General features: G+C 74.3%; 14 protein-coding genes. 7 read left to right on the top strand and 7 right to left on the bottom strand.

Going from position 1 to position 15,707, the window contains the following annotated elements; genetic code table 11:
- Positions 1–29 precede the first annotated feature (29 nt).
- Positions 30–689, bottom strand: a complete 660-nt coding sequence (locus ABT345_RS02175) for a PhzF family phenazine biosynthesis protein (protein ID WP_345083604.1) — start codon at positions 687–689, stop codon at positions 30–32.
- 147 nt (positions 690–836) lie between these two features.
- Here ABT345_RS02175 and ABT345_RS02180 point away from each other — a divergent pair, with 147 nt between their 5' ends.
- The 5 genes from ABT345_RS02180 to ABT345_RS02200 all read left to right on the top strand — a co-directional run bounded on the left by ABT345_RS02180 (position 837) and on the right by ABT345_RS02200 (position 5,967).
- Positions 837–1,148, top strand: coding sequence for a hypothetical protein (locus tag ABT345_RS02180; protein WP_345083606.1), 312 nt, complete (start codon positions 837–839; stop codon positions 1,146–1,148).
- Between the two features lie 451 nt (positions 1,149–1,599).
- Entirely contained in the window at positions 1,600–2,748 is a 1,149-nt protein-coding gene (gene efeO, locus ABT345_RS02185; RefSeq protein ID WP_345083608.1) for an iron uptake system protein EfeO, read from the top strand.
- Positions 2,745–4,055 carry an iron uptake transporter deferrochelatase/peroxidase subunit gene (efeB, locus tag ABT345_RS02190; RefSeq protein WP_345083610.1) on the top strand — a complete coding sequence of 437 codons (1,311 nt, stop codon included), beginning with the start codon at positions 2,745–2,747 and terminating at the stop codon, positions 4,053–4,055. Before efeO ends, efeB begins: the two co-directional genes overlap by 4 nt.
- A gap of 60 nt (positions 4,056–4,115) precedes the next feature.
- The gene (efeU, locus tag ABT345_RS02195; RefSeq protein ID WP_345083612.1) at positions 4,116–5,108 is read left to right on the top strand and encodes an iron uptake transporter permease EfeU; all 993 of its coding nucleotides are present in this window, start codon (positions 4,116–4,118) and stop codon (positions 5,106–5,108) included.
- Positions 5,005–5,967, top strand: coding sequence for an SCO2278 family lipoprotein (locus ABT345_RS02200; RefSeq protein ID WP_465270456.1), 963 nt, complete (start codon positions 5,005–5,007; stop codon positions 5,965–5,967). The genes efeU and ABT345_RS02200 overlap by 104 nt, the downstream gene beginning before the upstream one ends.
- A gap of 60 nt (positions 5,968–6,027) precedes the next feature.
- Here ABT345_RS02200 and ABT345_RS02205 read toward each other — a convergent pair whose 3' ends face one another.
- From ABT345_RS02205 to ABT345_RS02230, 6 genes are all read right to left on the bottom strand, one after another.
- Positions 6,028–6,771 (bottom strand): bifunctional DNA primase/polymerase, encoded by a 744-nt coding sequence (locus tag ABT345_RS02205; protein WP_345083616.1) that lies wholly within the window; start codon positions 6,769–6,771, stop codon positions 6,028–6,030.
- A gap of 149 nt (positions 6,772–6,920) precedes the next feature.
- The gene (locus ABT345_RS02210) at positions 6,921–7,517 is read right to left on the bottom strand and encodes a TetR/AcrR family transcriptional regulator (protein WP_345083618.1); all 597 of its coding nucleotides are present in this window, start codon (positions 7,515–7,517) and stop codon (positions 6,921–6,923) included.
- 67 nt (positions 7,518–7,584) lie between these two features.
- Positions 7,585–8,544, bottom strand: a complete 960-nt coding sequence (locus ABT345_RS02215; RefSeq protein WP_345083620.1) for a small ribosomal subunit Rsm22 family protein — start codon at positions 8,542–8,544, stop codon at positions 7,585–7,587.
- Positions 8,545–8,930: 386 nt separating this feature from the next.
- Positions 8,931–10,070 carry a serine hydrolase domain-containing protein gene (locus ABT345_RS02220; protein WP_386459978.1) on the bottom strand — a complete coding sequence of 380 codons (1,140 nt, stop codon included), beginning with the start codon at positions 10,068–10,070 and terminating at the stop codon, positions 8,931–8,933.
- A 35-nt stretch (positions 10,071–10,105) separates the two neighbouring features.
- Entirely contained in the window at positions 10,106–11,428 is a 1,323-nt protein-coding gene (locus tag ABT345_RS02225; RefSeq protein ID WP_345083622.1) for a multidrug effflux MFS transporter, read from the bottom strand.
- A 159-nt stretch (positions 11,429–11,587) separates the two neighbouring features.
- Positions 11,588–13,240 carry an alkaline phosphatase D family protein gene (locus tag ABT345_RS02230; RefSeq protein ID WP_345083624.1) on the bottom strand — a complete coding sequence of 551 codons (1,653 nt, stop codon included), beginning with the start codon at positions 13,238–13,240 and terminating at the stop codon, positions 11,588–11,590.
- 293 nt (positions 13,241–13,533) lie between these two features.
- Between ABT345_RS02230 and ABT345_RS02235 the strand changes: the two genes are divergently transcribed.
- Both ABT345_RS02235 and ABT345_RS02240 read left to right on the top strand, forming a co-directional pair.
- Positions 13,534–14,433: a DUF4429 domain-containing protein gene (locus ABT345_RS02235; RefSeq protein ID WP_345083626.1), complete on the top strand. Its 900-nt coding sequence runs from the start codon at positions 13,534–13,536 to the stop codon at positions 14,431–14,433.
- Positions 14,434–14,754: 321 nt separating this feature from the next.
- On the top strand, positions 14,755–15,588 hold the full coding sequence (locus ABT345_RS02240; RefSeq protein WP_345083628.1) for an SDR family oxidoreductase: 834 nt from the start codon (positions 14,755–14,757) through the stop codon (positions 15,586–15,588).
- The last annotated feature ends 119 nt before the right edge of the window (positions 15,589–15,707 follow it).

Genomic DNA, 15,707 nt, shown 5'->3' on the forward strand with positions numbered 1-15,707 from the left:
GGCGCGGTGGGCGGCGCGCCCCGCCGCCGTCAGGCCCGGCGCACCCGGCCGCCGATCTCGACGGTGCCGTCCGGTCCGGGCCGGGCCAGGATGCGGGAGGCCACGCCCTGGTGGATGTCGAGGGGGCGGCCGAGCTGATCGGCGAGGAGGAGGGCGGCGGCGCCGGTCGCCTCGTCCTCGGTGACCGAGTCGCCGCGCCGGGGGAAGCCGCGGGCGCGCACGGTGCCGGCGGCCTCGTCCCGCCAGGCCCAGGCGTACAGCCAGCCCTCGCCGGGTGGCGGTGCGGGCAGCGCGTCGACCTCGGCCGGCGAGCCGTAGCGCACGCAGCGGCGCTCGGTGACCCAGTCGGCGCGGCCGCGCACCCAGACCGTGTCGCCCTCGTAGAGGACGGCCGCCGCCCCGGCCGGCGGGCGCAGGACGGCGGGCGGGCGGCCGAGGTCGCGCAGCAGCCAGGCGAGGCCGACGAGGGGGTGGCCGGCGAACGGCAGGCGGACGGAGGGGGTGTGGATGTCGACGGTGGCGCGGGCCGGGTCTTCGAGGAACACCGTTTCGCTGTAGCCGAGTTCGGCGGCGAGGGCGGCGCGCGCGGCGCGGTCCGGCAGGGTGGCGCCGTCGCGGACGACGCCCAGCGGATTGCCGCCCGCACCGTCGTCGCCGCAGAACACCCGGAGCACTTCGATGTCGGTCATCGGGCCATTCTGGGGAGCCGGGCGACCCCGCGATGAACATGTGACGCAGGTCACGCACGACGGTGTCATACGGGACGGCCGCCGGATCCGTGTGCAGGGGGACGGGGCCGCAACGGGGCCCCGCGAAACGGGGAAAGGAAGCACACGATGCGTAACAGGCGAATCCTCGGCGGCGCGCTCGCGACCGTCGCGCTGACGGTGGCCGCTCTGGGGGCGACGCAGTCGGCCGCCGGCGCCGCGACCGTCACCGAGGCGAAGGCCGCCGCCCCGGCCGCCCACGCCGCCCCGCAGTACAAGCCGATGGACGGCCCGCCCGGAACCGTCTGGACGGGCAAGAAGTTCTGGACGCTCAGCGGCTGCCAGGAGGCCGGCACGGACCTGGTGTCCAGCGGCAAGTGGGCGGACCCGTTCTGCGACGGCGGCGGCCTCCAGTGGGACCTGTGGGCGCGCCCGCTGTAACCGGCACCCGGGCCGGGTAGCACCCCGGGCCCGATGACACCGCCTCGTCCCGTGCGGAACCGCGGCCGCACGGGACGGGCGGCGCCTCTCGGCACGGCTGTGGAGCCGGGCGGTCACCCCGATGACGGGTGGCCGCCCGGCTCCGTCGCGTACGGGCGCGAGGCCGGAGCGACGTGCGGGAGCGAGGCCGGACCGGCGTGCGGGCGGTGGCCGAAAGAGGAGGTCCGAGGCCGTCCGATCCGCGGGCGGGACGTCATGGCTGCCCTGCCGCCACGCCCCTTACTTGGCATTTTGATGACTTTTCCGTGACGTAATTCCGGCCATTCCGTCATCGAGCCGTGTCCCATGAGAGCCGGATCACGGGCGTACGGGGGCTTCTTTCAGGTAAGCCTCAGATAACTTAGGTCTGCCTTAGCGCCCCTTACCGTTTCTCGCCTCCACTGGAGCCCGCATGCGAGCCCTCCGCTCCCCCGTCGTCGCCGCCGTCGCCGTGGTCGCGGCCCTGACCGTCGTCTCCGGCTGCGCGGCCAAGAGCGACGGCAAGGGCGGCAAGGGGGTGATCGAGGTGACGGCGAGCGACAGCGCCTGCGAGCTGTCCACCGACACGTTCCCCGCCGGCCACGTCCGCTTCGCCGTGCAGAACAAGGGCTCCAAGGTCACCGAGGTCTACGTCTACGCGCCCGGCGACCGCATCGTCACCGAGCGGGAGAACATCGGCCCCGGCACCAGCGCGGAGATCACCGCGGAGATCAAGCCGGGCCACTACGAGGTCGCCTGCAAGCCCGGGATGAAGGGCAGCGGCATCCGCCAGAAGGTGACGGCCGACGGCAAGGGCGCCGACGCCAAGCGCGACCCCCGCCTCGACGCCGCGGTCGCCGCGTACCGCACCTACGTCCAGCAGGAGGCGGACCGCACCCTGCCCGCCGCGCAGAAGTTCGCCGACGCGGTGCGCGCCGGGGACGTCGAGGAGGCGAAGAAGACGTACGCCCTCTCCCGCGTCGGCTGGGAGCGGACCGAGCCGGTCGCCGAGTCGTTCGGGGACATCGACCCCAAGGTCGACGTGCGGGCGGACGGGCTGGAGGACGGTCAGAAGTGGACCGGCTGGCACCGGCTGGAGAAGTCGCTCTGGCAGGAGAAGAAGATCTCCGCGGACGACAAGAAGCTCGCCGCGCAGCTGATGACCGACCTGAAGGACTGGCAAAAGCGCGTCGGCACCGCCGACATCACCCCGACCAGCATGGCCAACGGCGCCAAGGAACTCCTCGACGAGGTCGCCACCGGCAAGGTCACCGGTGAGGAGGAGCGCTACAGCCACACCGACCTGGTCGACTTCCAGGGCAACGTCGAGGGCGCCCAGAAGGCCTACGACCTGCTGAAGCCGGTGGTGTCGAAGAACGACCCGGAGCTGGCGAAGGAGCTGGACCGGCAGTTCAAGGCCATCCACACCCAGCTCGACGACCACCGCGACAAGGGCTCGGCCGACGGTTTCGTCTCGTACGACACGGTCGGCAAGGACGCCCGCAAGAAGCTGTCGGACAGCGTGAACGCGCTGGCCGAGCCGCTGTCGAAGCTGGCCGCCGCCGTGGCGGTGACCAAGTGAGCGAGCCGGTGGACGAGACGCCCGCGCAGGAGGCGCCCGCCGCGGAGAAGACCGCGCCCTCGCGGCGGAAGCTGCTGGGCTGGGGCGGTGCGGGGCTGGCGCTCGGCGCCGTCGCGGCGGGCGGCACCGCCGCCGCGGTGCGCTCCGGCGGCGCCGCACCGGCGGACGCGGACGCCGCCGCCGGCGCGGCCGTGCCGTTCCACGGCGCTCATCAGGCGGGTATCGCCACCGCCGTCCAGGACCGGCTGCACTTCGCGGCGTTCGACGTCACCACCGACGACCGCGAGGCGCTGATCTCGCTGCTCAAGGAGTGGACGAAGGCGGCTGCCGCGATGACGGCGGGCGACGCGGTCGGTGACGGTGCGGTCGGCGGGCTCGCCGAGGCGCCGCCGGACGACACCGGCGAGGCGCTCGGGCTGCCGCCGTCCCGGCTGACGCTGACGTTCGGCGTCGGCCCCACGCTCTTCAGCAAGGACGGCAAGGACCGCTTCGGGATCAAGGACCGGCGGCCGGACGCGCTGATCGATCTGCCTCAGTTCCCCGGCGACAACCTCGACAAGGCGCGCAGCGGCGGCGACCTGTGCGTCCAGGCGTGTGCGGACGATCCGCAGGTCGCGGTGCACGCCATCCGCAACCTCGCCCGGATCGGCTTCGGCAAGGTCGCCATCCGCTGGTCGCAGCTGGGCTTCGGCAAGACCTCGTCGACGACGCCGGACGCGCAGACGCCGCGGAACATGTTCGGCTTCAAGGACGGCACCGAGAACGTCGCGGGCGACGACCCCAAGTCGCTGGACAAGCATGTATGGGTGCCCGCGTCGGAGGCGAAGGGCGACGCGGCGTGGATGGCCGGCGGTTCGTACCTCGTCGCGCGGCGCATCCGGATGCACATCGAGACCTGGGACCGCACCTCCCTCAAGGAGCAGGAGGACGTCTTCGGGCGGGACAAGGCCGAGGGCGCCCCGGCGGGCCGCAGCCACGAGCGGGACGCGGCGCATCTGCCGTCGATGCTGCCGACCGCGCACGTCCGCCTCGCGCACCCCGACAGCAACGGCGGCATCCGCATCCTGCGCCGCGGCTACTCCTTCACCGACGGCACCGACGGGCTGGGCCGGCTGGACGCGGGGCTGTTCTTCCTCGCCTACCAGCGCGATGTGCGGCACGGGTTCGTGCCGTTGCAGCGGAAGCTGGCGCGGCACGACGCGCTCAACGAGTACATCCAGCACGTCGGCTCCGCGGTGTTCGCGGTGCCGCCGGGCGTCCGGGACGCCGCCGACTGGTGGGGCCGGGCGCTGTTCACGTCCGCCTGAACCGTCCGCGCCACCACCGCCGTACGCCACGAACGCCATGAAGGAAGAGAAGGGACCGACGTGTTCGGCAACTATCTGATCGGTCTGCGCGAGGGCCTGGAGGCCAGCCTCGTCGTCTGCATCCTCATCGCCTATCTGGTCAAGACGGGGCGGCGCGAGGCGCTGCGTCCGGTGTGGGCGGGCATCGCGCTCGCGGTGCTGCTGTCGTTCGGGTTCGGCGCGGCGCTGCAGTTCGGTTCGCAGACGCTGACGTTCCAGGCGCAGGAGGCGCTGGGCGGCTCGCTGTCGGTCATCGCGGTCTGCCTGGTGACGTGGATGGTGTTCTGGATGCGGCGCACCGCGCGGCATCTGAAGAAGGAGCTGCACGGGAAGCTGGACGCGGCGCTGGCGATGGGCACCACGGCGCTGGTGGTGACCGCGTTCCTGTCGGTGGGGCGCGAGGGCCTGGAGACCGCGCTGTTCATCTGGACGGCGGCGCAGTCGGCACAGGACGGCGTACGGCCGCTGGTCGGCGCGCTGTTGGGCCTGGCCACGTCGGTGGTGCTGGGCTGGCTGTTCTACCGCGGCGCGGTCCGGATCAACCTCGCGAAGTTCTTCACCTGGACCGGCGGGATGCTGGTGATCGTCGCGGCGGGCGTCCTCGCGTACGGCTTCCACGATCTGCAGGAGGCGGGCTGGCTGCCGGGGCTGTCGACCCTGGCGTTCGACGTCAGCGAGCAGATCCCGGCGGACAGTTGGTACGGCACGCTGCTGAAGGGCATCTTCAACTTCCAGCCGGATCCGACGGTGCTTCAGGTCGTGGTGTGGGCGGCGTATCTGGTCCCCACGCTCGCGGTGTTCCTCTCCCCCGGTAGGGTGGCGCCGAATCCTGCCACCCCGGCGGCGTCCGCGTCCGCCCCGGTCGCCCCGAAGGAGCCCGAGTCCCATGACACGCAGGTCGCCGTTCCGGGTGGCGCTCGCACTGACGTCGGCAGCGGCGGCACTGGCGACGCTGACCGGATGCGTGACGGTGCACGGCGAGCGGGAGATCGTCCCGGCGGTGACGAAGGCTGACGCCGCCAAGGCGCTGAAGCAGTTCACCAACGGCTTCAACAAGGCCAACCGCACGCTGGACCCGGCCGTCACGCCCTCGTACGAGTCGGATGCGCTGCTGACGATCGACCGGGCGGGCCTGAAGGCCTCCCGGGCGGCGAATCCGCAGGGCAACCCCAACGCCCGCCCGCTGACCTTCAGTGACCCGCATTTCACGGTCCCGAAGCAGGCGGGCTGGCCGCGTTTCTTCCTGGCCGACGCGGTCACCAACCGCCAGGACCGCCGCGGGCAGGACGCCCGCTGGTTCCTGGTGTTCAGCCGCTCCGCCCCGGACGCCCCGTGGCGGGCGGTGTATCTGGCGTCGCTCGCCGGCGACCAGGTGCCGCGGTTCCGGACGGACGCGGACGGGTTCGCGGAGCCGGTGCCCGGCGACGGCAGCGGCCTGGTGGTGGATCCGGCGGGGCTGAGCAAGGCGTACACGGACTATCTGCGGACCGGTAAGGGCGATCTCTTCGCGCCGGGTCCGCGCACCGACGCCTGGCGCCGCGACCGGGACGCGAAGTCCCGCACGCTCGGCTCGCAGATCCAGTACGTGGACCAGCCGGCGCGGTTCGCGCCGGTGGCGCTGCGGACGGCGGACGGCGGCGCGCTGGTGTTCTTCGCGAGCTACTACCACCAGCAGAAGACGGTGTCCGAGGGCTCGATGATGCAGGTGTCGCCGCAGGTGCAGGGCGTCATGGACAAGCCGGTGGAGCAGGCCCAGAAGATCACGCTGACCAATCTGTCGGCGCAGGTCGTGAAGGTCCCGGCGAAGAGCGCGGGCGGCAAGGTCGCGGTGCTCAATTACATCGAGTCGCGGACGTCGGCGAAGGTGCCGTAGGCGGCACCCGGGCGACGTGGTCCGGCGGGTGGCCCGCCGGGCGTCCCGGCGGGCCCCGGGTCAGCGGCCGATCGGCCAGGCGGTGGTCTCGTGGTCCGGGGTGCGGCCGATGAACTCGGCGCAGGCGTCGGTGAGGGTTTCCAGCAGCGTCAGCGGGTCGGGCAGCGGGCGCTCGGGGCCGCGCAGCCAGGAGACGGCGGGCCGGTCACCGGGGAGGCGGGAGGGCGGCAGCAGGACGTAGCTGCCGCGGCAGTGCCAGCGCAGGCCCGGATGCTCGTCCAGCGTCTCGGGGTGGCAGTCCAGCTCGCACGGCCACCATTCGTCCTCGTCGTCCGGGGTGCCGCGGGTGGCGGTGTAGAAGAGCATCCGGCCGTCGCCGATGCCGGCGCCGCTCAGCGAGACCGGGCCCAGCTCGACGGAGGCGGCCTCCAGGCGTTCCAGGGCGGTCCGGCCGGCCTCGGCGGGGACGTCGAGGACGTCGTGGGCGATGCCGGTGGCGGTGATGAAGTTGGCCTGCGGGAGGGTGCGGACCCAGGCGGCGACCTTGTCGCGGTCGGTGGTGGCGACGGTCTGCCAGCCGAAGGAGACCGGGTGGCGGCCGGGGGTGGGACAGCCGATGCGTTCGCAGGAGCAACCGTAGCCGGACGGGTGGGCGGCGGGGGCGATGGGGAAGCCGGCGTCGACCGCCGCCAGCAGCAGGTCCTCGCGGCCGCGTGCGGCCGCCGATCCCGTGTCCGTCTCATCGCCGTCCGATCCGCTCTTCGGCCGGCGCAGCCACTGGGAGAACCTGCTCTTGCGTTCCATCTATCCCCTCAATTCGAGCGGTGGTCTGGGAACAATGCTGCCACCATCTGGCGCTCCGGGTGACCCGTGTCAGGATCCGGGGCCCGTACGGGACGGACGAAGCGGGCATTTGCCGTCCCGTACGAGGGAGCGCACGCCGGGCGCACGGTTCAGTCGCCGGTGCGCACCGCGCGGAGTACCAGGTCGACGAGGGTGTCGGTGTAGGCGTGGGTGAGTTCGCCGGTGCGCATCAGCCAGCGCTGTGAGAAGGGACTCAGCAGCATCTCGGTGAGGATGCGGGGGTCGGCGTCCGGGTCGATCTGCCCGGCCTCCTGAGCCGCGCGCAACCGGTCCCCGTAGACGGCGAAACCCGGTTCCATCAGACGGGCGACGAAGGCGCCGGACAGTTCCTCGTCGGCGGCGCCCGCGGCGGCGAGCGCGCGGTAGGGCGCCTGGAAGGCCGGGCTGTTGAACTCGTCGCAGGTGGCCCGCAGCACGTACTTCAGGTCGGCGGCGAGGTCACCGGTGTCGGGCAGCGCCTCTCCGTAGCCCTCGGCGCCCTCGGTGAACGCGTCGAGCAGCACCGCGGCCTTCGAGGGCCACCAGCGGTAGATCGTCTGCTTGCCGACGCCGGCGCGGGCGGCGATGCCCTCGATGGTCAGGCGCGGGTAGCCGACCTCGCCGACCAGGGCGAGGGCGGCGTCGAAGATCGCGCGGCGGGAGCGCTCGCTGCGGCGTGCGGCGTTGGGCGAGGGGGTGGTGGGCATGGCGCGATCGTACCGAGCGGAGCCCTCGGACGAGACGGGTCGTCTCGTATACGTCGGGGCCCGGCCGTCACTCCCAGGTGTCGCCCCAGGCGGCGTCCCGGGCCGCGCGGTACTGCGCGCCGTGGCGCTTGGTCACCGTCGTACGGCGCAGCCCCTCCTCGGCGGTGCACAGGTCCAGCAGCACCTGGCCCTTGCGCAGCTGCGGTTTGCGGACGATGCGGGCCGCGCCGGGGGCGTCGGGCGCCGCGGCGGGCCGGACCGCCGCGACGTAGGAGAACTTCTCGTCCTCGTACGCCAGCGAGCCGCCCTTGACCTGGCGGTGCAGGGAGGAGCGGCTGACCCGCGCGGAGAAGTGGCACCAGTCCTCGCCGGGCACGATCGGGCAGGCGGCGCCGTGCGGGCAGGGCGCGACGATCCGCAGCCCGGCGGCGGTCAGCTGCTCGCGGGCCTCGCGGATGCGGAGGTAGCCGTCGGGGGTGCCCGGTTCGATCAGGACGACGGCGCCGGCGGTGGCCGCGGCGCCGACCACGGCGCGGCGGGCCTCGGGCCGCAGCTCGCCCAGGACGTACGAGACGGTCACCAGGTCGGTGCCCGCCGGGACGGTGAGGCCGTCGCCGATGACGCCGCGGCGCCACTCGGTGCCGGGCAGCGCGGCCCCGGCCAGCTCCCGGCCCAGGTCCAGGGCGGGCTGCGCCCAGTCCACGACGGTGGAGCGGTGGCCGTCCCAGGTCGCGGCGGCGGCCCAGGTGGCGGCGCCGGTGCCGCCGCCGATGTCGAGATGGGTGCGCGGCGCGAACTGCGGCACCCGCTCGGCGAACGCGGCCAGCGCGGACCGGACGGCCTCGAAGGTGGCGGGCATGCGGTACGCGGCGTAGGCGGCGACGTCGGCGCGGTCGCGGAGCACCGGGGCGTCGGTGGGTGTGGTGCCGCGGTAGTGGCTGATCAGCCGGTCGACGGCCCGCGCGGCCTGCGTGGGCGGCAGGCCGTCGAGCAGGCCGGCCAGGGCGGCGCGCAGTTCGTCGTGCATTGGGCCAAGTTTACGGGGCGGGGCGGGGGCGACGGACCTTGTGCGGGGGCCCGGGGGCTCGCGGTTCGGTGGCGGCCGGGGCCTCGCGATCCGGTGCGGCCCGGCGCCTGGCGATGCGATGAGGCCCGGGGTCTCGCGATCCGGTGCGCCGGGTGCGTGCCCGCCCCTGTGCCTCTGCGGGCGCGCCGCCCTTCCCTGCGGGCACGCTTCCCCCTCCCCTACGGGAAACCTCCGGGGCTTCCCGGGGATCGCCCGTGGTCCCTGGCCCTGCCCGGCGGGTAGGGCCAAGTCCGGGGGCCCACCCACCCCCTAGGGAACAACCCCGACGCCGGGCCCGGTCGGACAGCCGGAACGCGAGCACCGCCCCCGGGGCCCCCGCCCGCCCCTCACCCCCCGCGCACCCCGTCCCACCCCGCCACCGCCCGTGCCAGGCACGTCGCGGCCGCCGCGCGGGGTGCGCTGCCCGCGGTGCGGCGGCGGGGGTGGACGGTGGTGGCCAGCAGGACGAGGAAGGTGTCGGTGGCGCGGTCCAGGACCAGGCTGGTGCCGGTGAAGCCGCAGTGCCCGGCGGCGCCGCGGCCCGCCAGTTCGCCCATGAAGTACGGCTGGTCGACGGCGAAGCCGAGGCCCGGCGGGTCGAGGAGGGCGGCGACGGTCTCCGGCCGCAGCACCCGCACCGCCCCGTACGCCCCGCCGTTGAGCAGCGTCCGGGCGAGGACCGCGAGGTCCTGGGCGGTGGAGAAGAGGCCCGCGTGTCCGGCGACGCCGCCCAGCGCCCAGGCGTTCTCGTCGTGCACCTCGCCGCGCACCATGCCGCGGTCCGCCTTCGCCCACGGCCGCCGCTGGTCCTCCGTCGCCGCCACGCCCTGCGGCGCCAGCGGCCCGTACGCGGTGGAGTGCAGGCCCAGCGGGGCGGTGAGGCCGTCGCGCACCAGGGTGGCCAGGCCCCGGCCGGTGCGGCGCTCCAGGAGGAGTTGGAGGGTGAGGAGGTTCAGGTCGGAGTAGCGGGGGCCGCTGCCGGGGCGGTCGTCGGGCGCGGCGGCGTGCTCCCACAGCAGCGCCAACTGCCGCTCCCGGCCGCGGTGTTCGTACAGCGGGAGTTCGGGGCGCAGGCCCGAGGTGTGGGTGAGGAGGTGGCGGACGGTGATGCCGGGGGCGAAGGCGGGGAGGGTGGCGCGGACCTCCTCGTCGAGGGTGAGGGCGCCGCGTTCGACGTGCTGGAGGGCGACGAGCGCGGTGAAGAGCTTGCTGACCGACGCCAGGTCGAAGACGGTCGTGGGGCGCATCGGCTCCCAGGCGTCGCGGGGCAGCGGGACGCCGCGGTCGGTCGCCGGGTCGTGGGCGCGGTAGCGGACCGCCCACCCGGTGGCCTCCTCGACGGCGACGACCGGGCCGCGTCCGGCGAGGACGACGGCGCCCGCGCACCACGGGTCGCGGCCGTGCGGCAGCGCCCGGACGCCGTCGGTCAGCCGCGTGGTCCAGCCGGGGGCGAGCCCGGCGTCGGCCGGGGTGCCCGGCCGGAGCACCGGGGCGCCCGGGGGGTGCGGTGGCTTCGGTGTGTTCAGAGCGTGGCCCTTCCGTCGGCGGTGCCCCCGTGTGTGCCCTCCCCACGCTGCCACGGGCGGCACAGGCCGAGGAAGGACGCCAGCGCCAGAACGGCGCATCCGAGCTGTACGACGGCCATCGGGACGGCGGTGTGCTCACCGGCGATACCGACCAGCGGGGAGGCGACGGAGCCGAGCAGGAAGGTCGAGGTGCCCAGCAGCGCGGAGGCGGAACCGGCGGCGTGCGGGGTGCGCAGCAGCGCCAGGGTGTTGGTGCTGGGCATGACCAGGCCCATCGACGCCATCAGCACGAAGAGCCCGGACGCGATCGGCCACAGCCCGACCGGGCCGAAGACGCCCGCGGACATCGCCAGCAGCGCCGCGGCGGCCAGCGCGATCAGCGTGAGGCCGCAGCCGAGCACCTTGGTGAGCGGCACCCGGCCGACGAGGATCTTGCCGTTGATCTGGCCGACCAGCACCAGCCCCACGGAGTTGACGCCGAAGAGCAGGCTGAAGGTCTGCGGGGAGGCGCCGTAGATCTCCTGGACGACGAAGGGCGAGGCGGAGATGTACGCGAAGAGGGCGGCGAAGCCGAAGGCGCCGACCAGCAGATAGCCGGAGAACGCCCGGTCGGCGAGGAGGTCGCGCATGGTGCGCAGGGTCTCGCCGAGGCCACCGGCGTGACGCCGCTCCGGCGGCAGCGTCTCGTGCAGGGTGCGCCACACGACGCAGGTCAGCACCAGGCCGACGGCGGTGAGCACCACGAACACGCCGCGCCAGTCGGTGATCCGCAGGATCTGCCCGCCGATCAGCGGGGCGACGACGGGGGCGACGCCGGAGATCAGCATCAGGGTGGAGAAGAACCGGGCCATCGCGACGCCGTCGTAGAGGTCGCGGACGACGGCCCGGGCGATGACGATGCCGGCGGCGCCCGCCAGGCCCTGGAGCAGCCGGAAGGCGATGAGGATCTCGGCGTTGGGGGCGAAGGCGCAGAGCGCGGTGGCGAGGACGTAGATGACCATGCCGGTGAGCAGCGGGCGGCGGCGGCCCCACTTGTCGCTCATCGGGCCGACGACCAGCTGCCCCAGCGCCATGCCGGTGAGGCAGGTGGTCAGGGTGAGCTGGACGGTGGCGGCGGGGCTGTGCAGTGCCTGGGTGACCTCCGGGAGGGCCGGGAGGTACATGTCCATGGAGAGCGGCGGGACGGCGGTGAGGCCGCCGAGGACGAGAGTGAGGAGGAGCCCGGTGCGGCGGGACGCGGACGGCGGTGCCGCCGGGCCCCGCCCGGGTATGGGGGGAAGGTCCTGATTCTCTGCCGTGCCGGGCGCGGCGTCCGTCATGAGCGTCTCCAGTTTTTGTTGATGGCCGCGGACCATCGTGTCATGCAGCGGCCCCTTTCCGACCGCTTCGCCCGAGGTCGTCGGACCTACGTCCCAGGTCGCAGAGGCGGCCCGGTGCGGGGGCGGACGGGCCCGGCGCCCGCCCGCCCCCGGGGCCGGTCAGGCGTTCCGCAGTCCGGGGGCGCCCGCCTCGGAGACGAAGGAGGCGGCGGTGCGTACCGGGGCGTTCTGGGTGGTGACGGCGGACACCGTGCGGTAGTCGGCGCGCACCGTGTCGTGGTCCAGGGCGACGGTCACGTAGCCGCGGCGGCCGTTGTAGAACTTCATGTGCGGGTTGGCGGCCATGTACGCGTCCCAGTTGGCGGGCTTGTCCGCGCCGTCCTTGCCGCTGGTGATGGAGGTGGTGACGAACTCGACGCCCATGGTGCGCGAGTCGGGGCGGGCGAAGTCGCGCTTGATGTCGAAGGCGTAGTGGACGTGGACGTCGCCGGTGAGCACCACCAGGTTGTCGGCGCCCGCCGCCTCGGCGCCGGCCAGCAGCCGCTCCCGGGAGGCGGGGTAGCCGTCCCAGCTGTCCATGCTCACCTTGTACGCCTCGCCGGTGGTGGAGCGGCGTTCGGAGAAGGTGACCTGCTGGGGCAGGACGTTCCAGCGGGCGGTGGAGTTGCGCCAGCCGTCGAGCAGCCAGCGTTCCTGGGCGGCGCCGGTGAGGGTGCGCGCCGGGTCGGCGGAGTCCGGGCCGGGGGCGTGCCAGCCGTCGCCGTAGGCCTGGTCGGAGCGGTACTGGCGGGTGTCGAGGATGTCGAACTGGGCGAGCTGCCCGTAGCGGATGCGGCGGTAGAGCTGGGCGTCGGCGCCGTTCGGGAGCTGGGGGCGGCGCAGCGGCTGGTTCTCCCAGTAGGCGCGGTAGGCGGCGGCGCGGCGGGCGAGGAACTGCGCGCGCGGGGCGTCGTCCTCGCTGATGTCGGCGGCGTAGTTGTTCTCCACCTCGTGGTCGTCCCAGGTGACGATGAACGGGTGCGCGGCGTGTGCGGCCTGGAGGTCGGGGTCGGACTTGTAGAGGGCGTAGCGCAGCCGGTAGTCCTCCAGCGTGACGGTCTCGTGGTTGAAGTGGGCGGGCAGGGTGCGGTCGGTGTAGCCGCGGGCGCCGCCGTTGGCGGGGACGGCGTACTCGTAGAGGTAGTCGCCGAGGTGGAAGACGACGGCGAGGTCCTCCTCGGCGAGGTGGCGGTAGGCGGTGAAGTAGCCGTCGTGGTACGCCTGGCAGGAGACGGCGCCGAGCCGCAGCGCGGTGTTGCGGGCGCCGTGGGCGGGGGCGGTGCGGGTGCGGCCGACGGGGCTGATCCAGCTCCCGGCGCGGAAGCGGTAGTAGTAGACGCGGTCCGGGGCGAGGCCGGTGGGCTCGATGTGGACGGAGTGGTTGAACTCCGGGTGGGCGTCGGCGCGGCCGCGGCCGGCGAGCCTGGTGAACTTCTCGTCGTAGGCGACTTCCCAGCGGACCGGGACGCGGGCGGCGGGCATGCCGTTGCCGGGCTCGTAGGGGCGCGGTGCGAGGCGGGTCCACAGGACGACGGAGCCGGGCTGCGGGTCGCCGGAGGCCACGCCGAGGGTGAACGGGTTCTCGGTGATCCGCTGCGGGTCGGCCTCGGCGGCGTGGGCGGCGCCGGGGCGCGGCAGGTTGGTGGCGAAGGCGAGCGCCGCGGCCGCGCCGGTGACGGTGAGGAAGCGGCGCCGCCCGAGGTGCGCGGCGGCGTCCCGCAGCTCCCGGTCGTGCGCGGCCGTTCCCTGCTCGTGCGCTGCGTGCTGGGTCATCTGCCCCTCCCCTGACGGTGGTTGTCACCGGTGATTGCAGGGGCCGGGGACGGCGGGCCGCTGTCCCGTGCCCGTCGCATACATGACAGCTCGGTGAGAACTCGTCCCGCAACGGGCGCGGCGGGGCAAAGGGGGGCGTACGGGCGGGGCGCGTGCAACGGGACCGGGCGCCCCCGAACCGGCTCCGGGAACGGGGGGCGTTCCCCGGCACGGGCGCTCCCCGGCGCGCGATTCCGGGATCGTACGCGCCGGCTCGGGGCCCGCCGCACCGGCGGCTCATTAGGCTCCTGGGCATGGCAGAACTGATGACGCGGGACGGCAACTGGACCTTCGACGGCGAGGCCGTCCGCATCGTGCCGGGCAGCGAGCGCGGGGTGCACCGGCTGCGGCAGGAACTGGGCGAGCAGACCGTCCCGCTGGAGGCCGTCGCGAGCATCTCCTACGAACCGGGCCGCAAGGGCGGCCGGTTGCGGCTGCGGCTGCGCGACGGCGCCGATCCGCTGCTGCAGGCCACCGGCGGCCGCCTGCCGGACGAGGCGAGCCCGTACCACCTGGCGGTCGAGGCGAACCGCTCCGGCGTCGCCGAGTACTTCGTCGACGAGGTCCGGCGGTCGCTGACGCTGGAGGAGATCCCGGAGGGACCCTGCGACCGCTATCTGCTGCCCGGTCCGCCGCTGCCCGTGTCGGGGGCGGGCGTCGACGGCACCGCGACGTTCGACGGGGAGCGGGTCGCGGTCAGCTGGCGGTGGAACACCAATGAGCACAAGAAGCACGCCGGGCCCCAGGAGTTCGCGATCGGCGCGCTGGAGGCGGTGGAGTGGCAGCCGCCGGCCGGTCTGGAGTCGGGCTTCCTGCGCTTCCGCCCGCACGGCGTGAAGCTGCCCGGCTCACCGGAGCACGACCCGCACGCCATCGAGCTGTGGGGCTTCAAGAAGGAGAGCGGCACCGTCCTGCTCGCCGCGGCGATCACCGCCCGCCTCCCGCACCCCAAGGCCCCCGCCCGGCGCCCCGCCCTGACCAAACCCGCGGGCCGGCCCGCCGAACCGGCACCGGCGGCACCCGCCGACGACCACGACACCCTGCTGCGCCGGCTGCGCGAACTGGGCGATCTGCGGCGCGACGGAATCCTCTCCGAGAGCGAGTTCGAGGTGGCGAAGGCGGCGGTGCTGGAGCGGTTCAACGGGGCGGGGTGAGGTGGGGGCGGGGGATCGGGGTGCGGGTGGGGTCGGGGTTGTTCCCTAGGGGGTGGGTGGGCCCCCGGGTGTGCCCCTGCCCGGCCGCCGGGGCGAGGGACCGCGGGCGATCCCCGGGAAATCCCGGAGGTTTCCCGTAGGGGGCGGGAAGACCCGGAGGTTTCCCGTAGGGGACGGGAAGACCCGGAGGTTTTCCCGCAGGAGAGGAAAGGGCGCGCCCCGCAAGGGCACGGAGCGCTTCCGCCCCCGAGAGCCCTCCCCGCCCGGACCGCCCCCTGAGACACCCCGGCACCCCGCGCCCCCGCCCCCTACCCTGCCGCCATGGCACAGGCACAGGCACAGCACTCACCGGCCGGACCCGGGCCGGAAGCGTACGAAGCGGGGGGAGCGGACGGCGCGGCCGCGGGCGCGGCGCCCGTCGCGGTGGTCACCGGTGCGGGCTCCGGCATCGGCCGGGCCGTGGCGCACGCCCTGACCGCCGGGGGCTGGCGGGTGGCGCTCGCCGGGCGGCGCGCCGACGCCCTCGCGCAGACCGCGGCGACCGCGCCCCCGGGCCCACCGCCCCTCGCCCTGCCCACCGATGTCACCCGGCCCGCCGAGGTGGACGCCCTCTTCGCCGCCGTCCGCGCCCGCTGCGGCCGCGTCGACCTGCTGTTCAACAACGCCGGGACCTTCGGCCCCGCCGTCCCCCTCGACGAACTGTCCGCCGACGACTGGCGGACGGTCGTCGACACCAACCTCACCGGCGCGTTCCTCTGCGCCCAGGCCGCGTTCCGGACCATGAAGGCGCAGGACCCGCAGGGCGGCCGGATCATCAACAACGGTTCGGTCTCCGCGCACACCCCGCGCCCGCACTCCGTCGCGTACACCGCGACGAAGCACGCCCTGACCGGGCTGACCAAGTCCCTCTCCCTGGACGGCCGTCCGTACCGCATCGCCTGCGGGCAGATCGACATCGGCAACGCCGCCACCGAGATGACCGGCCGCATGCAGACCGGCATCCTCCAGGCCAACGGCACCACCGCCCCCGAACCCGTCATGGACGCGGCGGACGTGGCCCGGACGGTGGCGCACATGGCGGCGCTGCCGCTGGAGGCGAATGTGCAGTTCGCGACGGTGATGGCGACGAACATGCCGTACATCGGCCGGGGCTGAGCGGCGCGGCATGACGGTCCCCGGGGGCCGCACCGGCGCCCGCCGGGCGCGCCCGGGACCGTCCCGCGTGAAGCAGCGCGCCCCGGGGACACCGGCCCCCCAAACCACCCCTCCCCGGG

The organism is Streptomyces sp. NPDC000404, assembly GCF_040300365.1.
Lineage (GTDB): Bacteria > Actinomycetota > Actinomycetes > Streptomycetales > Streptomycetaceae > Streptomyces > Streptomyces ramulosus.